Raw genomic sequence first — 19710 nt, forward strand, 5'->3', positions numbered from 1 at the left:
CATGACGCCGCGCCGCCGCCGCGCCGGGGAGCGCGGCTTTACCCTCGTCGAGCTGATGGTGGTGGTCACGATCATCGGCCTCGCCGCGGCGGTGGCGGTATGGAACATGCCCGATCCGCGCGGCCGGCTGGCCGACGAGGCGGCACGCTTCGCGTTGCGCGCGCGCGCGGCGCATGACGCGGCGATCGTCGAATCGCGGCCGATGAGCCTGTGGGTGACGGCGGCGGGCTATGGCTTTGACCGGCGCGGCGCGGGCCAGTGGATCGCGGTCGCCGACAAGCCGCTGCGCGTCGAGCGCTGGACGCCGGGCACCACCGCCGCGACCGGCGAGGCGAGCGGGCGGCTGCGCATCGTCTTCGATCCGACCGGCCTCGCCGACCGGCCCGCGCAGATCACGCTGAGCCGCAGCGGCGCGCGTGCGGTGATCGACATGGCCGCCGACGGCACGGTGCGGGTGGCGAGCTGATGCGGGACCGCGGCTTCACGCTGATCGAGATCATGGTCGCGCTGGCGGTGTTCAGCCTCGCCGTGCTGGCGCTGCTGCGACTCGAGAGCGCGACGATCCGCGGCGCACGTACGCTCGACGACAGCCTCCTCGCCGGGCTGGTCGCGCGCAATGTCGCCAATGCCGCGATCACCGATGCCCGCCCGCCGGTTGCGGGACGCACCACGGGCAGCGAGGTCAACGGCGGCCAGAGCTGGACCTGGGTGCGCGAGGTGCGCGGCACGGGCAATGCCGCGATCGTCCGGATCGACGTCGCGGTGAGCAATCGCGCCGGGCAGATCGTCGGGCGGACCACCGCGATCCGGCCGCCGGATCAGCCGTCGTGAGCGGGCCGTCGGTGAGGGAGGTGGCTTGCAACGGAGAGTGCGTCGAGCCCCTGCGTGGGGACCGGATCACCGCGATCCATGCCCTACCCCGGCGGAGGCCGGGGTCCAGCTGGGTGGAGTTTTGCCGCAGATTATCGAGGTCCCCCAACTGGGCCCCGGCCTTTGCCGGGGTGGGGCGTGGTGGGGGAAGGGCCTGCCGCCTCGTCTTCGGCCTCGGATTGTATCTGCCGGAAATCAGTCGCCGATTTCCCCAAGTGCGCGGACATCCGACTGGCAGTGTGGGGCCTGTCAAACAGCACCCGGATTCCCGCGCCGGCGGGAATCCGGTGGCCGAACAGGACAACCGCCTGCGGCAAGACCACTGGGCTCCCGCCTGCGCGGGAGCACTGATCGGCGGCGCGCAGGAATCGACCGGGCGGCGTGACGGCATCGCCGGCAGGCGATCCGGCACAACCTTCACCCCCTCCGGCACTGCACCTTCCACCAGCGCGCCCACCGCCGGTCGCAACCCAGCCGCACGCCCCGCGCAGGCCGGCTTCACCCTCGTCGAAGTCCTCGTCGCGCTGATGATCTTTGGCCTGCTCGCCGCGGCGGGGGTGGCGATCCTGACTTTCAGCGTGCGCGCGCAGACCGCGACCGGCAAGCGCTTCGACGAGATCGCCGCGCTCAACCGCACCGCGGCACTGCTCGCCAGCGATCTCGGCCAGGCGGTCGAGCGGCCGGCGCGCGACGAGGGCGGCACGTTGCTGCCCGCCTTCACCGGCGAGGGCGACGGGCGGATGCGCTTCGTCCGCGCCGGCTGGGCCAATGTCGACGCGGCGCCGCGCGCGAGCGCGCAGAAGGTCTCCTATCAGTTGAGCGACGGCGCCTTGGTGCGGATCGCCTATCCGATGATCGACGGCGCGGCACCGCTGCCCGCGGTGACGCTGCTCGACAAGGTCGCCGGGCTGAGCGCGCGCTATCGCTATCGCGGCGCGTGGAGCGACCGCTGGGACGGCACGCAGGGCGCGCCGTTGCCGCAGGCCGCCGAGATCATCGTGCGACGCGCCGACGGCACCGCCTTCCGCCTGATGCTGCTGGTCGGCGCGGGCAGCGGCGAACCGCCGCCCGGCGCGCAGAACATTCCCACCCCAGCCGCGACGCCGTGACGGACCATCGCGAGCGCGGCGCCGCGCTGCTTACCGTCCTGCTGCTCGTCGCGATGGTCGCGGTGCTCGCCGGCACCGCGCTCGAACGGCTGCGGCTGACGACGCGGCTCGCCGGTAACGCCCTCGCCGGCGAACAGGCGCGCGGCTATGCCCGCGCCGCGGAAGCGCTCGCGACGAGCAAGGTGACCGATATGCTCGGCACCAGTCGCGACCGCGTCACGCTCGCCGGCGGCTGGAGCAACCGGCCGTTCGGCCTGCCGCTGCCCGGTGGCGGCCTCGCGGTGGCGCGGGTGCGCGACGGCGGCAATTGCTTCAACCTCAACAGTCTGGTCAGCCGGCTCGGCCCCGGTGTCTACACGTCGACACAAAGTGCGATCAAGCGCGTCCAGTTCGTCCGGCTGATGCGATCGCTCAACGTGCCGGCGCAGGCGGCGGAGCGGATCGCCGCGGCGAGCGCCGACTGGATCGATACCGATCAGGATCAGCAGGGCAATGGCGCCGAGGACCCGGTCTATCTGGCGCGCGCGGTGCCGTATCGCACCGCCGGCACGCTGATGGCCGACCCCAGCGAGCTGCGCGCGGTCGACGGCGTCACGCCGGAGATCTACGCGACACTGCGTCCATGGCTGTGCACCTTGCCGAAGCCGGTGTCGGCGCCGATCAACATCAACACCTTGCTCCCCGAACAGGCGCCGCTGATCGCGATGCTCTTCCCCGGCAATCTGTCGGTAGCGCAGGCGCAGGCGCTGCTGCTGCGCCGTCCGCCGCAGGGGTTCAGCAGCGTCGACACCTTCCTCAACGCCGCCGGCAGCGGCGCGACGCCCGATGACCGCGGCGGCCTCAGCCTCACCTCGACCTGGTTCGCGCTGGCGATCGACGTCAGCAACGGCACCGCGCGGTTGCAGGAAAGCGCGCTGATCGACGCAAGCCGGCTTCCCGCGCGGCTCGTTGCACGGCAATGGGGCGACGACTCATGACGACGCTCCTGTTCCTTCCCGCCGGCACCCTCGGCCTTCGCTGGTGCCGCATCGACCAAGGCGCGGTGCGCTGGGGCGAGGGCGTGCCCCCCGATGCGGGCGAGGCGCCGGTCATCGTCGTGCCGCCCGCCGACGCGGTCGCGCTGCACTGGGCGGAGCTGCCGAGCCGATCGCCGGCGCAGGCGATCGCGGCGGCACGGCTGCTCGTCGCCGAGGCGAGCGCCACCCCGATCGGCGAATTGCATGTCGCGGTCGGCGATGAGGGCGAGGTCGAGGGCAGCGCCGAGCGGCCGGTCGCGGTGGTCGCCAATGCGGTGATCGCGCAATGGCTGGTCGACTGCGCCGCGATCGGCATCGATCCGCAGCATATCGTCCCGGCGCCGCTGCTGCTGCCGCGTCCCGACGAAGGCTATGTCCGCGGCACGATCGCCGGTGTCGGCGTGGCGCGCAGCCGCACCACCGGCTTTGCCGACGAAGCGCCGCTCGCCGACCTTGTGATCGGCGATACGATGCAGGAGACGCTGACTGCGGGGATGGTCGAGTCGGCGCTGGCTGCCGCGGCGGCGGCACCGGTGCTCGACCTGCGGCAGGGGCCGTTCGCGCGACGGCGGCGGCGGATCGGCATCGACTGGGCGCTGATGCGCCGGCTGGCGCTGCTCGGCGCGGCGATCCTGCTCGTCACGCTCGCCATCGATCTCGTCCGCATCGCCAAATATAGTTTCGGCGCGGATGCGCTCGAGGCGCGGACCGAGGCGCTCGGCCGCACCGGGCTCGCCCGCGGCGAGACGGTGACCGATGTCGACCGCCAGCTCGCCGAGCGGCTGTCGGCGGTGCGCGGGCCGGGGCTCGGCTTTTCGACGACGGTCGCGGCGATCTATGCGGCGGTGCGCGCGACACCGGGGACGGAGCTGACCGCACTCGACTTCCAGTCGAACGGTAGCGTCCGGATCGGCGTCGGCGCGGCGCGCGAATCGCTGCCGACCGACCTCAAGCGCGCGCTCGAGGTGGCGGGTTTCACCGTCACCGCGGGCACGTTCCAATCCGCCAACGGAAGGGTGACGGGCGAGATGACGGTGAGCCGGCCATGACGGGAATGCGCGCCTGGTTCGCCGGACGGTCGCTGCGCGAACGGCGGATGATCCTCGTCATGCTCGCGCTGCTGGCGATCACCCTCGTGTGGGGCGGGATCATCCTGCCGGTGCGCGACGGCCTGTCGAGCGCGCGCGAACGCTATGGCGACGCGGCGGTGCGCTTCGCCGCGACGCAGGACGAGATCGACCTGCTGCGCGCCGCCGGGCGCCGCGTGCCGCTGAGCGGAACGCTCGCCGACACGCTGCGGCTGCGCGCCGATGCGGCCGGGCTGACGCTCGCCAGCGTCGACGAATCGGGCGCGGGCCGCGTCCATGCGACGATCCAGGCGGCCAAGCCCGGCGCGCTCGCCCGCTGGTTCGGCGGACTTGAGGCGAGCGGCATCCTGATCGAATCGGCGAACTGGCGCGACAATCAGGACGGCAGCGTCGCGGTCGACTTCGTCGTGCGGGCGCGCGCGGCATGACCCGCATCCGCCTGCGCACCGGGCCGGTCGCGCTGTTCGGCGCGGCGCTGGTGATCGCGCTGCTGATCTTCCTGCCGATGCGGCTGGTGCTCGGCATCGTCGGGCTGGGGCAGCAGGGATTTTCCGCCCGCACCGTCGAAGGCAGCGTGTGGGACGGGCGGCTCAACGAGGCGCGGTTCGGCACGCTGCCGTTGGGCTCGCTCGACGCCAGCCTGTCGCCCTTCGCGCTGCTGCTCGGCCGCGCCCGCGTGTCGGTCCATGGCGATCCCGGCCTGATCGACGGCGCGATCACGCTCAGCCGGCATGGCCAGGGGATCGACGGGATGACCGCGACCTTGCCGACCGGCGGCGCCTTCGCGCCGCTGCCGGTGAGCCAGCTGTCGCTCGAGGCGGTCACCGTCCACTTCACCGACGGCCTGTGCGATTCGGCGGAGGGGCGGGTGCGCGCGCGGCTGATCGGCGAGGCGGCAGGGATCGCCCTGCCGGCCGAGGTATCGGGCAATGCCCGCTGCGACGGCGGCGCGCTGCTGCTGCCGCTCGCCAGCCAGTCGGGGAACGAGGCGATCGAGCTGCGCATCACCGGCAACGGCCGCTACACCGCGGCGCTGCGCCTCGTGCCGGCCGATCCGGCGGCAGGGGAGCGGCTGACCGCGGCAGGGTTCGTCGCCGGGCAAGGCGGTTACCGACTTTCGGTCGAGGGCAGCTTCTGACGGCCTTGACGGCGCGGTGCTGTCCGCTTAGGGGCGCAATCCTTCGCGGCGACCGTAGTTCAATTGGTTAGAGCGCCGGCTTGTGATGCCGGAAGTTGCGGGTTCAAGTCCCGTCGGTCGCCCCATTTCTCCGCCCTCGGTCCATTTCGGGGCTAGTCAACGGCGTCGAGAAACAATATTACGAGTCGCAGCAATTTTGTGCCATCGCACGGCTCGAGCCGTCGTGGGGCCGGACAGCGGAGTAAGCTATGACGTCGGTGTGGGAGCTTCCTGACTTCGATTCGCACGAGGGCGTGCATACCTTCACCGATCGCGCCTCCGGTCTGCGCGCCATCATCGCCGTCCATTCGACCCATCTCGGGCCGGCGGCGGGCGGCGCGCGCTTCTGGCATTATGCCGCGGGCGATCTCGCCGTCACCGACGCGCTGCGCCTGTCGCGCGGGATGAGCTTCAAGAATGCGATGGCGGGCCTCGCGCTCGGCGGCGGCAAGGGCGTGATCCTCGCCGACCAGCCCGGCGCGGTGATCAGCGACGAGCGGCTGCGCGCCTTCGGCCGCGCGGTCGAATCGCTCGGCGGCACCTATGTCACGGCCGAGGATGTCGGCATGTCCGAAGCGCGGATGAAGGTGATCGCCAGCGAGACCAAGTTCGTCAGCGGCCTGCCGGTGGCGAGCGGCGCCGCGGGCGGCGACCCCGGTCCCTACACCGCGCACGGCGTCTATCTCGGCGTCAAGGCGGCGGCCAAGCGTGGGCTGGGCAGCGACGACATGCGCGGCGTCCATGTCGCGATCCAGGGCGTCGGCTCGGTCGGCGGCGGGCTCGCCCGGCTGCTCGCCAAGGACGGCGCGCGGCTGACGCTCGCCGATGTCGATGCCGAGCGCGCCAAGGCGCTGGCGGCGGAGCTCGGCGCGGAGACGGTCGCGGCGGGCGCGATCCTCGGCGTCGAGGCGGATATCTTCAGCCCCAATGCGCTGGGCGCGATCCTTACCGAGGCGACGATCCCGACGCTGGTCGCCAAGGTGGTGGCGGGCGGCGCCAACAACCAGCTCGCCACGCGCGAGGATTACGACCGGCTGCATGCGCGCGGCATCCTCTACGCGCCCGATTACGTCATCAACGCGGGCGGCATCATCAACGTCGGCCTCGAATATCTCGGCCAGGGCGACGAGGCCGAGGTGATGGCCCGGATCGCCAAGATCCCCGCGCGGCTCGACGAGGTGTGGGACGAGAGCGAGCGCACCGGCCGCCCGGCGGCGGAGGTCGCGGACACGATCGCGCAGCGGCTGATCGGGCGGGGGTGAGGCGTGGGGCGGCGAGGCGAGACGTGTGCTTGCGTTTCGTCGCCGCCCAGCGCCTGCCGTCACCCCGGACGTGGTCCGGGGTCCACCGTGCCGCCTGACCAGTAGATGCCGGACCAAGTCCGGCATCACGGCGCGGCTTTTGCAGACGTTTCGCGAAAGCCGCGCGCCCGGTTCCTGCCGTTGCAAGTCGTTGATCGGCTTGGCTACTGGGGTCCCACTTTCGCGGAAACACGAGGCGAGGGAGGCGGCTACCCTCGGCCGGAGCAGAGCCACCCGAAATCGAAGAGGACAGCGGCGCTATCGAGCCAAGCCGTCTTGTCGGTCGCAGCGCGATGGACGGCGCACGACATGGGCTGAGCCGGATCGTGCCGGTCGGGTTCGTCGGACATCCTCCTCCGACATTGCCATAACGGGTGACGCGGCACGCAAAGCTTTCTATGACTGCCGGCAACCGTGCCGAGCCTTCATGCCCTTGCCAATCCCGCGCGTTTTCTGGCGATCGCCCGACCGGCGACGCCGCTGCTGACCTGCGCCGGATTGCTGCTGCTGGGCATCGGCTGCTGGGCCGGGCTGACGCAGACGCCGCCCGATTATCTGCAGGGCGACAGCGTCCGCATCCTCTATATCCATGTGCCGGCGGCGTGGCTCGGCATGGGCGGGTGGAGCGGGCTGGCGGCGAGCAGCATCGCCTTCCTCGTCTGGCGGCATCCGCTCGCCGCGGTCGCCGCGCGCGCGATCGCGTTACCGGGAGCGGTGTTCGCCGCGGTGTGCCTCGTCACCGGCTCGATCTGGGGGCGGCCGACCTGGGGGACGTGGTGGCAGTGGGACGGGCGGCTGACCTCGATGCTGCTGCTGTTCTTCGTCTATTGCGGCTATATGGCGCTCGCCCGCGCCGATGCCGAACGGGGCGGCGACGGGCGGATCCCGGCGCTCTACGGCATTGCCGGCACCGCTTTGCTGCCGATCATCCGCTATTCGGTGATCTGGTGGAATACGCTGCACCAGGGGCCGTCGATCGGCCTGACCCGCTCGACGATCGCCGGCAGCATTCTCTGGCCGCTCGGCTTCACGATGAGCGGCTTTACGCTGTTGTTCGCTGGCATCGTGCTGATGCGGATGCGCGCGGCGCTGGCGCGGCTGCGCAGCGAGGCGCGGATGCGGCGGATGGCGCGGTCGTGAACGCCTGGCCCTTCGTCATCGCCGCTTATGCCATCGCGCTCGGCGCCGCCGCCGCTTTGGCGCTGGCGAGCTATCTGGCGATGAAGCGCGCCGAGAAATGAGCCCCAAGCATCAACGGCTGACGCTGGCGCTGCTCGGCGTTGCGGCGATCGTCGCCGCCGCCTTGCTGGCGATGTCGGCGCTCAAGGATCAGGCAAGCTTCTTCTATGCGCCGTCCGACGTGGCGAAACAGGGCCTGCCGCTCGGGCGCGCGGTGCGGCTCGGCGGGATGGTGCAGGCGGGGTCGATCCGCCGCGCCGGCGACGGCGTCACGGTGCATTTCGTCGTCGGCGACGGGATCGCGGCGACGCCGGTGACCTTCGCCGGCATCGTCCCAGACCTGTTCCGCGAGCGCTCGGGTGTCGTCGCCGAGGGGCATTTCAATCGCGACGGCAGTTTCACCGCGACCAATTTGCTCGCCAAGCACGACGAGAAATACATGCCGCCCGAACTCGCCGGCAAGATGCACGAGACGCGGACGCTCGAACGATGACCGCCAATTTCGGTCTCGCCGCTCTGTGGCTCGCCGCCGCGCTCGCCGCCCTGCAGGTGGCGATGGCCGCGCTCGGGCTGGCGCGCGGGCAGGCGGCGCCGATCGCGGCGGTGCGGCCGATCGCGATCGTCCAGGGCGGTCTCGCCGCGCTGGCGATGGCGGCGCTGATCGCGCTGTTCCTCGGCAGCGACATGTCGGTGCGGCTGGTCGTCGAGAACAGCCATTCGGCCAAGCCGTGGCTGTACAAATTCGCCGGCGCCTGGGGCAATCACGAAGGATCGATGCTGCTGTGGGTGACGATCCTCGGTCTTGCCGGCGGCGCGGTCGCGATCTTCGAGCGGCGGCTGCCCGAGCGGACGCTGATCGCGACGCTGGGCGCGCAGGCGGTGATCGCGCTCGGCTTCTACGCCTTCCTGCTCGCCGCCTCCAACCCGTTCGCGCGGGTCAGTCCCGCGGCGCGCGACGGGCTCGGGCTCAATCCGCTGTTGCAGGATCCCGGCCTCGCCTTCCATCCGCCGACGCTCTACATCGGCTATGTCGGCATATCGGTCGCTTTCTCCTTCGCGGTCGGCGCGCTGATCACGCGCGACGTCGGCCCGGTCTTCGCCAAGGCGATGCGGCCGTGGGTCCTGGGGGCGTGGATCTTCCTGACGCTCGGCATCACCGCGGGCAGCTATTGGGCTTATTACGAGCTCGGCTGGGGCGGCTGGTGGTTCTGGGACCCGGTCGAGAATGCCTCGCTGATGCCATGGCTCGCCGCGACCGCTCTCCTGCATTCGGTGACGGTGCTGGCGACGCGCGACGGCCTGCGCGCCTGGACGGTGATGCTCGCGGTGGTCGCCTTCTCGATGTCGATGATCGGCACCTTCCTCGTCCGTTCGGGCATATTGACCAGCGTCCACGCCTTTGCGGTCGATCCGGTACGCGGCCGGTTCATCCTCGTCCTGCTCGCGCTCTACACCGGCGGCGCGCTCGCCCTGTTCGCCGCGCGGATCGGCACGGTGCGCGCCGGCACCACCTTCACGCTCGTCAGCCGCGAGGGCGGGCTGGTGCTCAACAACCTGCTGCTCTCGGTGATCCTCGGCGTCGTGCTGATCGGCACGCTCTATCCGCTCGTCGCGGCGGAGTTCGGCGTGCAGCTGTCGGTCGGACCGCCGTTCTTCAACGCCGCGGCGGGGCCGATAGCGCTCGCACTCGTGGTGGCGATGGCGGTCGGGCCGCTGCTGCGCTGGCGACGCGACGATGCGGCGGCGCTGCTCGACCGGATGATCTGGCCGATCGCCGCGGCGGGCTTCACCGGCGCCGGGCTCGTCGCGCTCGCGCCGCCGGGGGTGATGCCGCTGCTCGGCCTGAGCCTCGCTGCGGGACTGGCGGTGGCGAGCGTGCTGCCGGTGATCGGGCGCAATCCGTGGCGGACGCCGCTGTTCACCTGGGGCATGGTGGTCGCACATCTCGGCATCGCGGTCAGCCTCGCCGGCATGGCGTGCGACAGCGCCTATACCGCGGAGACGCTGATCGCCGCGCGGGTCGGCCAGCCGGTGCGGGTCGGGCCGTTCACCGTGCGGCTCGATGGGATCAAGCCGGTGATCGGCGACAATTGGTCGGCGCTCGAGGCGCGGCTGAGCGCGACGCGCGACGACGACACGATCGTGCTGCGGCCGCAGTCGCGCTTCTTCGCCGACCCCGTCACGACGACGAGCGAGAGCGCGATCGCCACCGTCCGCGACGGCCAGCTCTACACCGTGCTCGGCCGCCCGGACGGGGAGGGGCGCTGGCAGCTGCGCCTGTGGTGGAAGCCGTTCGTGACGCTGATCTGGTTCGGCGGCGGGTTGATCGCGCTGGGCGGGCTGCTGTCGCTGGTCGGACGCTGGCGGCGCGAGCGGCGCGCGGCGGTGCGCGAGGCCTGGGCATGAGGCGCGTGCTGCTGTGGACGCCGCTGGTCGCGTTCGTGATCGTACTGGCGGTGGTGGCGAGCGGCCTGTTCCGCCCGGCGGATCGCACCGTCCGCTCGGCGCTGATCGGCAAGTCGCTCCCCGACGTGACGCTGCCGGCGATCGCGCCCGGCAAGCCCGGCCTGTCCAACGCCAGCCTCCGCCACGGGGGGCCACGCCTGCTCAACATCTTCGGCAGCTGGTGCATCCCCTGCGCCGCCGAGACGCCGCAATTGCTGCGGCTGAAGGCGATGGGCGTGCCGATCGACGGTATCGCGATCCGCGACACGGCGCCCGACCTGCGCGACTTCTTCGCCCGCTACGGCGATCCCTATCGCGCGATCGGCGACGATGCGCAGAGCCGCGTGCAACTGGCGCTCGGCTCGGCGGGGGTGCCGGAAAGCTTCGTGATCGACGGCAACGGGACGATCGTGCTCCAGCACGTCGGCGTCATCGGCGCCGACGATGTCGAGGCCATTGCGGCGGCGGTGCGGAGCGCGCGATGAGGCGGCTGCTGCTTCCGCTGGCGCTGCTCGCCGCCCCCGCGCTCGCCGATCCGACGACGCCGCCCTCGGCGCTCGCCGACACGCAGTTGCGCGATCCCGCGCAGGAGGCGCAGGCGCGCGCGCTGATGACGACGCTGCGCTGCCTCGTCTGTCAGGGCCAGTCGATCGCCGACAGCGATGCGAGCATGGCGGGCGACATGCGCGCGCTGGTGCGCAGCCGCATCGCTGCGGGCGAGCGGCCGGCGGCGATCCGCACCTGGCTGGTCGAACGCTATGGCGATTACGTCAGCTACGATCCACCGCTCGGGCCGGCGACCTGGCCGCTGTGGCTGGCGCCGGTGGCGCTGCTCGTCGTCGGCGCGCTGATCGCCCGGTCCAGCTTCCGGCGGCGGCGCTGATGGGCTGGATCGCGCTCCTGTTGCTTGCGGCGGCGGCGATGGCGGCGTTGGTGCTGCTGCGCATCGACCGGCTGCTCTGGTCGATGGTCGGCGCGGCGCTGATGCTCGGCGCGGCGGGCTATGCCTGGCAGGGGTCGCCGATGCTCGCGGCGAGCCCGGCGCAACCCGATCGCCTGCGCGTCGCCGAGGACCCGTCGCTGGTCGATCTGCGCGAACGGATGCTCGGCCGCTTCACCGCCGATGCCGCCTATCTGATCGCGGCGGATGCGATGACCCGCGCCGGCGATACGCGCTCGGCGGCACGCGCGATCCTCGGCGGGCTCAACCGCTATCCGCAGAGCCTGATGCTGTGGACCGGGCTCGGCACGACGCTGGCGATGCATGACGGCAACCAGCTGTCGCCGCCGGCCGTATTCGCCTTCCAGCAGGCGATCCGCCTGGCGCCGGAGCATCCCGCGCCGCTCTTCTTCCTCGGCCTCGCACAGGTGCGGGCGGCCGACTATGTCGCGGCGCGGCGGTCTTGGGCGCGCGCGTTGGCGCTCTCCCCGGCGCAGGCGTCCTATCGGCGCGACATAGCGGTGCGGCTCGCCCTGCTCGATCGGCTGCTGGCGGAGCGGGGATGACGTTGCGCCGGCCGACGGCCGCGGCGCGCCTCAGTCGTGCGTCCGGCCGCTGAACAATGTCCGCGTCGCGCCGGCGACCCAGACCTGTCCCGCCTCGTCCTGCGACACATGGATGCGTCCGGTCCGCCCGAGCCGCGTGCCCTGCGCGGCGACATAGCTCCCGCGTGCCCGACCGCTGGCGAACAGCCACTGCCCGACCGAAGCGTTGAGGCTGCCGGTCACCGGATCCTCGATCAGGCCACCATGCGCATCGGTGAAGAGGCCGCGCAGCTCGAACGCGACGGCGGCGCCCGGCGGATGCGGGCCGACGATGCCGATATCGACCGGTTCGGGATGGTGCCGCACCGGCTCGACCGCGAGCACCGCCGCCGCCGATTCGAGCATCACCGCGATCCAGCCGGGGCCATTGTCCGCCCAGGCGGCATCGACGATCGCCGTGCGGTCGATGCGCAACAGGCCGGCGACGCGGGCGATGTCCGCCTCGTCCGGCCGGCCGCCGCGCAGCAGCGGCGGTGCGGCGAAGGCGAGCCGATCGCCGTCGCGCCGCAGCGTGACCGGGCCGACCCCGCATTGCTGCACGATGACGCCGTCCCGCTTCGGCTCGCCCCCCGCTTCCAGCCAGGCGTGTGCGCTGCCCAGCGTCGGGTGGCCGGCAAAGGGCAGCTCCTGCGCCATGGTGAAGATGCGGACGCGATAGTCGGCCGCCGGATCGGTCGGCGGCAGCAGGAAGGCCGTTTCGGAGAAGTTGAGCCAGGCGGCGATGGCCTGCATCGCGTCCGTCGTCAGTCCCTCCGCATCGGTGACGACCGCCAGCGGATTGCCGGTCAGCGGTTCGGTGCCGAAGACGTCGACGAGGCGGAAGGGGCGGGACATGGCGACTCCTGTCGATGGGGCACGTATCTATCCGCGCCGGACCGATGCGGGCAAGGCAGGCTGCCGTCGGGGACCGGCGCCGCGACCCGGTTCGGCGAGGCATGGCGCGGATCGTCGACAAGGCCTTGATCTGTCCGGTATTGCCGGTTGCGCCAATGGCGCTGGCGGTTCACCATCCGGGGATGATCAGCCTGTTCGCCGTCGCCCTCGTCCTGCAACCGGTCGCGGCGGCCGCATCGGCGGTACAGCCCGGCGCGTGGGACGTCTCCTCGAAGGTCGTCGACCTCACCCTGCCGGGCGTCCCCGGTTTCCTGATCCGCATGGCGCGCGGCAAGACCAAGGCCGAGCGCAAGCAGCTGGCGGCGGGGCAGGGGGTGGAGGCGCTGCTCGCACCCGATCCCAAGGCGCAATGCCGGATCGAGAGCCAGAGCGTCGCCGACGGGCGCTACGCGCAGACGCTCGCCTGCCCGCAGAAGAAGGGCACGCCGGTCCGTATCGTCCGGACCGGCAGCTATGACGCGACCGGGTTCGCCGGGCAGGCGATCGTCACCGGGACGACGCCCAAGGGCGCCCTGCGCATCATCCTCGAACAGCGGGCGAGCCGCGTCGGCGGCTGAGCGCACCGCACCGGGGGGCGATCAGACGATCCAGCGCCAGATGCCGGCAGGCCAGCCGGCGAGCGGGATATGCGCCCAGGTCGCCGCGAGCCACAGGATCGGCCCGCCCAGGAGCGCAGGCGCGCCAAAACCGCCGAACCGCGCGCGCCCGGTAAGGATCGCGGCGAAGGGCAGCAGGCTCGTCCGTGCCTGCCAGACCGGCCAGCCGTCCGGATCGCGCGCCGCCTTCTTGCGATCCTGCATGACGGCGCCGACCAGCGACAGGCCGATGATCGCGCCCGCGAGGATGATCGTCCTGGTCATCGGGTCGACGAGGACGTGCGCCCCGCCCCACAGGGCGAAAGACCAGAGCATCGGGTGGCGGGTCACGGCATAGACGCCGCACGCCGATGCGGCGGCGGGGGCGAGCGGCGATCCGGCCAGCGCCGGATTGCCGACCAGCGAGCCGATCAGCAGGATCGACGCGATCAGCATCACCAGGGTCGCCACCGCCCAAAGCCCGTCGCCGACCGGCCAGAGCGGCATATCGCCGGGCGCGGCGCGATAGGCGTGGACCATCGCCGCGAGCGTCGCCAGCGCGACCAGCGAATAGACGGCGAGAAACGCCCGCTCGCCGATCCTGCTGGCTAGGGGTCGTCGCAACGGATGCGACAGCAGAAGGTGCGTCCCGACGAAGGTCGCGGCGCAGGCCAGCAAGGATCCCATGCCCGTCATCGGTCTCTGGCTCCGCCACGATTGCCGCCCGATCATGCCCGCTGCCGGCGGACCGGTCCATCCTTCGCCGGTATCGCGACAGGCTCACCGTCGGGGGATCAGCCATCCTTCGTCAGCGAGCCAGTCGGCGAGGCGATCCGGCCAGTGCAGGATCGAGATGCGGTCGTTATGAACCGCAAGGTTGAAGCCGTGATCGGTATCGGCGAACATATGCAGCTCGGCGGAGACGCCGGCCTCGCGCAATTGCGTGTACAAGGCGACGGCCGGCGCGGCGCAGCAGGCGTCGCGCGATCCCGCGGCGATGAACGCGGGCGGCGCGCCGGCGGCGGCGCTCGCCGGGATGCCGAGCGGCCCCGGATAGACCAGCACCTGGAAGTCCGGCCGTGCCGAGACGCGATCGATCGCATCGTCCGATGTGCGCGCGGGCGGCGGCGGATGATCGGCGATTAGCGACACCAGCTCGCCGCCCGCGGAAAAGCCCATCACGCCGATCCGGTGCGGGTCGACGCCATAGTCGCGCGCGTGGGCACGCACCCAGCGGATCGCCCGCCGCGCATCGGCAGCCGCATCACCTTCGATCGTGTAGGGCGAGCCGGGTTCGCGCGCGAGCCGGTATTTGAGCACGAAGGCGGTGACGCCATAGCGGTTGAGCGCGCGCGCCGGAACGAGCCCTTCATTCTCGAACACCAGCATGCGGTGCCCGCCACCGGGCAGGATGACGATGCCGACGCCATTCGCGCGCGCCGGATCGGGCCGCAGCACGGTCAGCGACGGGCGATGGACGTTGTGGACGTAGACGCCGGCCTCCAGCCGCTCCGGCTCGTCCGCATGCCGAGCCGACCCCGGCGCCCCGGCCGGCCAGATCGCGACCGCGGCGTCTCCCGAGGTCGGCCCAGCCGCCGCGGCGGAGGTGAGGGCAAGCAACGGGGCGACAATCGAGAGCAGAAATCGCACGGACATTCCTCTTCGTCGGCAGCGCGAGGGGACGGTGCGCCGACGATGGGGCGCCGCCGGGATATGGCCATCCCGACCTTGGTCGAATGCGGCATCGATATGCCCGCCACACCGCTCGCCCGTCGCATCGGGAACCGCGGCGGGTCCCTCGCGCTTACCCGTAGCGGCGCGACGTTTCGCAGGAGATGATCATGGGTTCGATCGGGCGAAGACTTTGGGGCGCGGCAGGGCACTCCGCCGGGCAGGCGTCGCCACGGCGATGAAGCCGTATCGCGATCCGGTCGGCGAAGGCCAGCAGAGCGTCTGGGATTTCCCGCGTCCCGCCGTCGCCGAGCGCAGCGACCGGCACGTCCGCATCGAGCATCGCGGCCAATGCGTCGCCGACACACGCCGCGCGGTCCGCACGCTGGAAACCAGCCATCCGCCGAGCTGGTATCTGCCGCCCGAGTCGATCGCGCCGGGGCTGCTGCGCGCCTCCGATCGCCGCTCGCTGTGCGAATGGAAGGGCGAGGCGGTCTATTGGCATCTCGATGTCGGCGGAACGCTGCTGCGCGACGTCGCGTGGAGCTATCCCGATCCGACCCGCGCCTTCGCCATGCTACGCGATCACGTCGCCTTCTACGCCGCGCCGCTCGATCGATGCACGATCGACGGCGAGGTGGTACGCCCGCAACCGGGCGGCTTCTACGGCGGCTGGATCACCAGCGACCTTGCCGGCCCGTTCAAGGGCGTGCCGGGCAGCATGGGGTGGTGACGCCGGATCTGCCGCCGGCACTCGCCGACTGGCGCGAGGCGCCACGGGTGCGCGCCGCGAATCACCGGCCGGTCCGACACGACGGGCGGTACATATTGTGCTGGCTGCAACAGGCCTTGCGCGCCCGCGACAATCCGGTGATCGGCGCGGCGGTGCGGCTCGGCAATGCGCTGCGCCTGCCGGTGCTCGTCTATCACGGCGTGCGCGAGGATTATCCCTATGCGTCCGACCGGTTGCATCGCTTCATCCTCGGTGCGGGCCGCGATCTCGGCGCCGGCTGCGCGGCGCGGGGGCTCGCCTTCGCCGGCCATGTCGACCGTGCCGAGCGGCGCGAGCCTGGCCTCGTTCACCGGCTCGGCGCCGCCGCCGCGGCGATCGTCGCCGAGGATCAGCCGACCTTCGTCGCGCGCTGGCAGGCGGAGCGGGTCGCGGCACGATCGGACGCGCCGGTCTATCTGGTCGAGGCTGCCTGCCTCGTCCCGCCCGCGGTGATCGGCGACGGGATTCGCGGTCGGTCGGGCTTCCTGCGGCGGCACGAGCCCGAGCGTGAGTGCTGGAGCGGGGTGGCGGACGAGCCCAGCGAGGTCGCGCCGTATGCGGGCGCACTGCCCTTCGTCGCCGACCGGCTCGACGACGCGGATCTCGACGCTCTGGTCGCGCGCCTGTCGATCGATCACAGCCTGCCGGCGAGCGACAGCCATGCGCCCGGGCGGGCGGCGGCGCTAATCCGGCTCGCGCGGCTGACGACGGAGGTGCTCCCCGGCTATGCCTCCGCACGCAACGATGCGACCCGCGCCGACGGGGCGAGCGGCCTGTCGCCCTATCTCCACTTCGGCGTGCTCGGACCGCGCGAGGTGATGGCGGCGGTCGACGCAAGCAGGGCCGGCGCGCAGCACAAGCGCAAATTCGCCGACGAGCTGCTCGGCTGGCGCGAATGGTTCCACTATCAGGCGCGCGGCCTTGCCCGGCCCGAGCATTACGACCGGGTCGCCGACTGGGCGCGGCACAGCCTGAGCGACCATGCGGGTGATCACCGACCCGAACTCGAGCCGCTCGCCGCGATGCTATGCGGTGAGACGCGCGACGAGACGTGGAACGCCTGCCAGCGCCAGTTCCTCGTCCACGGCTGGATGCACAACAATCTGCGCATGTATTGGGGCAAGCGCATCCTCGCGATGACGCCCGATCCGCAGACGGCGTGGGCGACCGCCTGCTATCTCAACGACCGGCTGAGCCTCGACGGGCGCGACCCGTCGACCTACGGCAATATCGCGGCGATGTTCGGCGGGGCGCCGTCCGATCGGGACCGCCCCGTCTATGGCCGGGTGGCGACCCGCGGCGACGGTTCGACCCGGCATCGCGACGGCGGCGCGGCGTGGCTGGGGGCGGCAGCGGCGCTCCCGACGCCGGCGGTGTCGGTGCCCGACGCTCTGCCCGGCGATCGCTATCTGGCCGGGTGAGCGACGGCATCGCGCCGCCTCGGAGGGCGCCAGCCGATCGAAGCGGGCAGCTCGTCCCGCGTCACATAGCGTGCCGAGTCGAAAGCGCGGCGGAGCTGGTCGGGCTGATTCTGGTCGTCGCCCATCAGCCAGCGCGTATGCCAGGTCATGAACCACAGCCAGTCCGCGTCCGGGCCGAGTAACGCCGGATCGGGCACCGGGCCGTTCTCATGCAGGCAGATCGGCACCGTCTCGCCGACGATCCGCTTCACCTGCCCGAACATCGGCGCGAGATTGCCGTGATCCTTCGCATAGATGTCCGCTCCGGCGATATCGACCGAGGCGCGGCCCGGATAATAAGCGGGATCGACGTTCTGGCCCGCCCAGCCGAGCACCCAGATCAGATGGTCGAGCCGGTGCAGCCGGGTATAGCGGTCGTACATCAGCGCCCAGAGCGCCTTGAACGCGTCGGGGCCATGTTTGCCCCACCAGAACCAGTCGCCGCTGAACTCGTGGAACGGGCGCCACAGCACCGGCACGCCGCGGTCGCGCAGCACGGCGAGCCGCGCCGCGGTGGCGTCGAGATCGCGCAGCATCGCCTCCTGCTGCGGCGTACCGGGGCGAAGCGCCGCGGCGACGTCGAAATCGCGCTTGGCATTCTCGTAGCCGGTGCCGATGTCGGGCGCGCCCCAATGCCAGCAGAGCGTGACGATGCCGCCGGCGCGCGCCCAGGCCGTGGCACGGTCATTGACCGCGTCATTGTCGCGCGGGTTGATATAGTCGAGCCCGAGGATCGCCGGCAGCCGGCCGGTGATCTGCTCGAGATAGGCGAGTTCGCGATTATGATTGGGCGGCAGCGCGCCCTGCTCCTGCTGGCCGGTCAGCGTCCGCCTGCCATATTGGCTCCACAGATAGGCGTAGAGCCGCCGCGCCGCGGGCGACGCCCGCCGGTTCGACAGGGTGCGGGGCGCAGCGCCCCGGGCGGGCAGCGCCGGCGCGAGACCGGCAGCCGCCGTCAGCGCGATCGCGGCGCGACGAGTCAGTATCACAGCGCGGCGAGCGTCGCGGCATGGGCGCGGATCACCGCCTGCGTCGCGAGGTCGCTGTCGAACACGCCATACCAGCCCTGCGGCTCGTGGGGCGGATCGCCCATATAGGCGGTGTCGCCGCGCTGGAAGCGATCGTCGGGATGCTGTGCCCGCGCCTCGCCGTTCCACGCCCAGAAATTGGACCCGGCGAGCGGCCCGCCGCGGCGGGCGTCGGCCTCGACCGCGGCATAGATCTGCCGGTAGAAGCGATCCTTGTAGGTCGTGCCGATCGCCGGATCATAGGCGGTCGGCCCGTCGCGCGGATAGCCGAACTCCTCGATCACCAGCGGCTTGCCGAGCGTGGTCGCCATCCGGATATGCGCGTCGACATAATCGGCGACCCTGGCGGCGCCTGCGTCATAGGTGCCGGCGAGATCGCCCGCATCCATCCAGCTCCAGTTGTTCGGCCAGATATGCGCGGTGAGATAATCGACCGACGCGAGACCGTGCGTCGCGAGCACGATATCCTCGCGCTCGATCGCGCCCTTCAGCCCCTCCGACCCGGTCGAGACGAGATGATGGCGATCGAGCGTCTTGATGAAACGCGCGGTCTCGTCGACCCAGCGGTAGAAGTCCGGCAGATGCGCGGCCGCCACGGCGGCCGATCCCGCCGGGCGCGGCTCGTTGGCGAGCTGCCAGGCCATGATCGTCGGATCGTCGGCATAAGCGATCCCGGTGACGCTGTTGGTCCGCGACACCAGCGCGCGGACATAGTCGCGATAGAGCGCCTGCGCCGGCGCATTGCCGTAGAAGGCGGCGTTCCAGTCGGCGAAGGCCGGCCAGGGATGCGCCGGATCGTTCATGTCGATGTAGCGGCCGCCGTTGACCCATGACAGATAGGTCATCATCCCGCCCGACCATTCCCAAAAGTTGGTCAGGTAAATCACCGCGGTCATATCGCGCCGCGCCATCTCGGCCAGCGTCCAGTCGAGCCCGTGCAGCAGATCGGCGTTATAGACCGCGCTGCGGTCGCGGAATCCCGGCGTGATCGAGTTCCTGAGCGGCGACAGCTCCGCCGAGCCGAGGATGCGCAGGTTGCGGATGCCGAGCGCCTGCAGCCGGTCGAGCTCCCGCGCGAGCCGCGCCCGGTCGCCGTAACCGGTCGGCGCGCCGAGCCACGCGCCATACCAGATGTTGGCGCCGGCATAGCGATAGGCCTTGCCCCCGCGCCGGAAGCGGTGGCCGTCGACGGTGACGAAGCGCGAGGCGCCCGCCGTGCCGCCCGGCCGTGCCACCGTCGTGCATCCGGCCAGCGCGGCGACGCCGCCGAACAGTGCGGTGCGTCTGTCGATCCTTGCCATCTCTTGCTCCTTCATCGTGACGGACGGACCGGTTCGGCGTGTGCGGTAGGCGGCGTATCCGACACACGGAGCGGCTGCCGCAATGTATGCAGTGAGCATGGCGCCCGCGTCTCCGTGTTGGGCCTCAAGCGCACCCCCTGCTCAGGCGATGCCGACAGATTGATATCGGCCATACCTGTTGCTCAAAACCTACACGCTGCAATTCTTATATCAAGTTTCGATATTTGTCTTGTCGGCGCTTTTCCGACACGATACGCACCAGGTCAGACATAATCGGCA

At 71.3% G+C, this 19710-nt stretch carries 22 protein-coding genes and 1 tRNA gene; 18 read left to right on the forward strand and 5 right to left on the reverse strand.

Annotated features, from left to right (window positions below; all coding sequences use genetic code 11):
- Nucleotide 1 precedes the first annotated feature (1 nt).
- The 15 genes from PBN85_RS08190 to PBN85_RS08260 all read left to right on the forward strand — a co-directional run bounded on the left by PBN85_RS08190 (nt 2) and on the right by PBN85_RS08260 (nt 11691).
- Nucleotides 2–466, forward strand: coding sequence for a GspH/FimT family pseudopilin (locus tag PBN85_RS08190; protein ID WP_081793082.1), 465 nt, complete (start codon nt 2–4; stop codon nt 464–466).
- Nucleotides 466–831, forward strand: a complete 366-nt coding sequence (gene gspI, locus PBN85_RS08195; protein ID WP_271300720.1) for a type II secretion system minor pseudopilin GspI — start codon at nt 466–468, stop codon at nt 829–831. Before PBN85_RS08190 ends, gspI begins: the two co-directional genes overlap by 1 nt.
- A 326-nt stretch (nt 832–1157) precedes the next feature.
- Entirely contained in the window at nt 1158–1979 is an 822-nt protein-coding gene (gene gspJ, locus PBN85_RS08200; protein WP_271300721.1) for a type II secretion system minor pseudopilin GspJ, read from the forward strand.
- Nucleotides 1976–2956: a type II secretion system minor pseudopilin GspK gene (gspK, locus tag PBN85_RS08205; RefSeq protein ID WP_037534888.1), complete on the forward strand. Its 981-nt coding sequence runs from the start codon at nt 1976–1978 to the stop codon at nt 2954–2956. The genes gspJ and gspK overlap by 4 nt, the downstream gene beginning before the upstream one ends.
- Entirely contained in the window at nt 2953–4044 is a 1092-nt protein-coding gene (gene gspL / locus PBN85_RS08210) for a type II secretion system protein GspL (RefSeq protein ID WP_271300722.1), read from the forward strand. Before gspK ends, gspL begins: the two co-directional genes overlap by 4 nt.
- Entirely contained in the window at nt 4041–4511 is a 471-nt protein-coding gene (gspM, locus tag PBN85_RS08215; protein ID WP_037534886.1) for a type II secretion system protein GspM, read from the forward strand. The genes gspL and gspM overlap by 4 nt, the downstream gene beginning before the upstream one ends.
- Nucleotides 4508–5221 (forward strand): type II secretion system protein N, encoded by a 714-nt coding sequence (gene gspN, locus PBN85_RS08220; protein WP_271300723.1) that lies wholly within the window; start codon nt 4508–4510, stop codon nt 5219–5221. Before gspM ends, gspN begins: the two co-directional genes overlap by 4 nt.
- Before the next feature lie 48 nt (nt 5222–5269).
- Nucleotides 5270–5346, forward strand: a tRNA-His gene (locus PBN85_RS08225).
- Nucleotides 5347–5469: 123 nt separating this feature from the next.
- On the forward strand, nt 5470–6522 hold the full coding sequence (locus PBN85_RS08230; RefSeq protein ID WP_271300724.1) for a Glu/Leu/Phe/Val dehydrogenase family protein: 1053 nt from the start codon (nt 5470–5472) through the stop codon (nt 6520–6522).
- 453 nt (nt 6523–6975) lie between these two features.
- Nucleotides 6976–7701: a heme ABC transporter permease CcmC gene (ccmC, locus tag PBN85_RS08235; RefSeq protein ID WP_037534883.1), complete on the forward strand. Its 726-nt coding sequence runs from the start codon at nt 6976–6978 to the stop codon at nt 7699–7701.
- Nucleotides 7702–7798: 97 nt separating this feature from the next.
- Nucleotides 7799–8233: a cytochrome c maturation protein CcmE gene (gene ccmE / locus PBN85_RS08240; protein WP_271300725.1), complete on the forward strand. Its 435-nt coding sequence runs from the start codon at nt 7799–7801 to the stop codon at nt 8231–8233.
- Entirely contained in the window at nt 8230–10146 is a 1917-nt protein-coding gene (locus PBN85_RS08245) for a heme lyase CcmF/NrfE family subunit (protein ID WP_271300726.1), read from the forward strand. The genes ccmE and PBN85_RS08245 overlap by 4 nt, the downstream gene beginning before the upstream one ends.
- Nucleotides 10143–10670, forward strand: coding sequence for a redoxin family protein (locus tag PBN85_RS08250; protein ID WP_271300727.1), 528 nt, complete (start codon nt 10143–10145; stop codon nt 10668–10670). The genes PBN85_RS08245 and PBN85_RS08250 overlap by 4 nt, the downstream gene beginning before the upstream one ends.
- Nucleotides 10667–11068, forward strand: coding sequence for a cytochrome c-type biogenesis protein (locus PBN85_RS08255; RefSeq protein WP_037534879.1), 402 nt, complete (start codon nt 10667–10669; stop codon nt 11066–11068). Before PBN85_RS08250 ends, PBN85_RS08255 begins: the two co-directional genes overlap by 4 nt.
- A complete protein-coding gene (locus PBN85_RS08260) occupies nt 11068–11691 on the forward strand; it encodes a tetratricopeptide repeat protein (RefSeq protein WP_271300728.1) in 624 nt (207 codons plus the stop codon). Before PBN85_RS08255 ends, PBN85_RS08260 begins: the two co-directional genes overlap by 1 nt.
- A 30-nt stretch (nt 11692–11721) precedes the next feature.
- Here the strand turns inward: PBN85_RS08260 and PBN85_RS08265 are convergent, their stop codons facing one another.
- Nucleotides 11722–12564 (reverse strand): PhzF family phenazine biosynthesis protein, encoded by an 843-nt coding sequence (locus PBN85_RS08265; RefSeq protein ID WP_271300729.1) that lies wholly within the window; start codon nt 12562–12564, stop codon nt 11722–11724.
- Nucleotides 12565–12665: 101 nt separating this feature from the next.
- Between PBN85_RS08265 and PBN85_RS08270 the strand changes: the two genes are divergently transcribed.
- The gene (locus PBN85_RS08270; protein WP_271300730.1) at nt 12666–13181 is read left to right on the forward strand and encodes a DUF3617 domain-containing protein; all 516 of its coding nucleotides are present in this window, start codon (nt 12666–12668) and stop codon (nt 13179–13181) included.
- Between the two features lie 21 nt (nt 13182–13202).
- Here PBN85_RS08270 and PBN85_RS08275 read toward each other — a convergent pair whose 3' ends face one another.
- Both PBN85_RS08275 and PBN85_RS08280 read right to left on the reverse strand, forming a co-directional pair.
- On the reverse strand, nt 13203–13895 hold the full coding sequence (locus PBN85_RS08275; RefSeq protein ID WP_271300731.1) for an NnrU family protein: 693 nt from the start codon (nt 13893–13895) through the stop codon (nt 13203–13205).
- An 84-nt stretch (nt 13896–13979) separates the two neighbouring features.
- Nucleotides 13980–14855, reverse strand: coding sequence for an alpha/beta hydrolase (locus PBN85_RS08280; RefSeq protein ID WP_443026772.1), 876 nt, complete (start codon nt 14853–14855; stop codon nt 13980–13982).
- A 253-nt stretch (nt 14856–15108) separates the two neighbouring features.
- Between PBN85_RS08280 and PBN85_RS08285 the strand changes: the two genes are divergently transcribed.
- Nucleotides 15109–15603: a DUF427 domain-containing protein gene (locus PBN85_RS08285; protein ID WP_271300733.1), complete on the forward strand. Its 495-nt coding sequence runs from the start codon at nt 15109–15111 to the stop codon at nt 15601–15603.
- On the forward strand, nt 15600–17063 hold the full coding sequence (locus PBN85_RS08290) for a deoxyribodipyrimidine photo-lyase (protein ID WP_271300734.1): 1464 nt from the start codon (nt 15600–15602) through the stop codon (nt 17061–17063). Before PBN85_RS08285 ends, PBN85_RS08290 begins: the two co-directional genes overlap by 4 nt.
- On the opposite strand, the gene PBN85_RS08295 is transcribed toward PBN85_RS08290, so the two are convergent.
- Both PBN85_RS08295 and PBN85_RS08300 read right to left on the reverse strand, forming a co-directional pair.
- A complete protein-coding gene (locus PBN85_RS08295) occupies nt 17048–18091 on the reverse strand; it encodes a glycosyl hydrolase (protein WP_271300735.1) in 1044 nt (347 codons plus the stop codon). The genes PBN85_RS08290 and PBN85_RS08295 overlap by 16 nt on opposite strands.
- Entirely contained in the window at nt 18088–19431 is a 1344-nt protein-coding gene (locus tag PBN85_RS08300) for a glycoside hydrolase 5 family protein (protein WP_271300736.1), read from the reverse strand. Before PBN85_RS08300 ends, PBN85_RS08295 begins: the two co-directional genes overlap by 4 nt.
- Nucleotides 19432–19710 lie beyond the last annotated feature (279 nt).

Origin of the sequence: Sphingomonas sp. CV7422 (genome assembly GCF_027945725.1) — a bacterium.
GTDB lineage: Bacteria > Pseudomonadota > Alphaproteobacteria > Sphingomonadales > Sphingomonadaceae > Sphingomonas > Sphingomonas kyungheensis.

Bases quoted from the DNA above. Each gene is read 5' to 3' on its own strand.
- PBN85_RS08250 (WP_271300727.1), top strand. From the start codon at position 10,143: ATGAGGCGCGTGCTGCTGTGGACGCCGCTGGTCGCGTTCGTGATCGTA.
- PBN85_RS08190 (WP_081793082.1), top strand. From the start codon at position 2: ATGACGCCGCGCCGCCGCCGCGCCGGGGAGCGCGGCTTTACCCTCGTC.
- PBN85_RS08230 (WP_271300724.1), top strand. From the start codon at position 5,470: ATGACGTCGGTGTGGGAGCTTCCTGACTTCGATTCGCACGAGGGCGTG.
- PBN85_RS08260 (WP_271300728.1), top strand. From the start codon at position 11,068: ATGGGCTGGATCGCGCTCCTGTTGCTTGCGGCGGCGGCGATGGCGGCG.
- gspM (WP_037534886.1), top strand. From the start codon at position 4,041: ATGACGGGAATGCGCGCCTGGTTCGCCGGACGGTCGCTGCGCGAACGG.
- PBN85_RS08245 (WP_271300726.1), top strand. From the start codon at position 8,230: ATGACCGCCAATTTCGGTCTCGCCGCTCTGTGGCTCGCCGCCGCGCTC.
- PBN85_RS08280 (WP_443026772.1), bottom strand. From the start codon at position 14,855: ATGTCCGTGCGATTTCTGCTCTCGATTGTCGCCCCGTTGCTTGCCCTC.
- PBN85_RS08255 (WP_037534879.1), top strand. From the start codon at position 10,667: ATGAGGCGGCTGCTGCTTCCGCTGGCGCTGCTCGCCGCCCCCGCGCTC.
- gspL (WP_271300722.1), top strand. From the start codon at position 2,953: ATGACGACGCTCCTGTTCCTTCCCGCCGGCACCCTCGGCCTTCGCTGG.
- PBN85_RS08270 (WP_271300730.1), top strand. From the start codon at position 12,666: ATGGCGCGGATCGTCGACAAGGCCTTGATCTGTCCGGTATTGCCGGTT.
- gspI (WP_271300720.1), top strand. From the start codon at position 466: ATGCGGGACCGCGGCTTCACGCTGATCGAGATCATGGTCGCGCTGGCG.
- gspN (WP_271300723.1), top strand. From the start codon at position 4,508: ATGACCCGCATCCGCCTGCGCACCGGGCCGGTCGCGCTGTTCGGCGCG.
- PBN85_RS08300 (WP_271300736.1), bottom strand. From the start codon at position 19,431: ATGGCAAGGATCGACAGACGCACCGCACTGTTCGGCGGCGTCGCCGCG.
- PBN85_RS08285 (WP_271300733.1), top strand. From the start codon at position 15,109: ATGAAGCCGTATCGCGATCCGGTCGGCGAAGGCCAGCAGAGCGTCTGG.
- PBN85_RS08275 (WP_271300731.1), bottom strand. From the start codon at position 13,895: ATGACGGGCATGGGATCCTTGCTGGCCTGCGCCGCGACCTTCGTCGGG.
- ccmE (WP_271300725.1), top strand. From the start codon at position 7,799: ATGAGCCCCAAGCATCAACGGCTGACGCTGGCGCTGCTCGGCGTTGCG.
- PBN85_RS08265 (WP_271300729.1), bottom strand. From the start codon at position 12,564: ATGTCCCGCCCCTTCCGCCTCGTCGACGTCTTCGGCACCGAACCGCTG.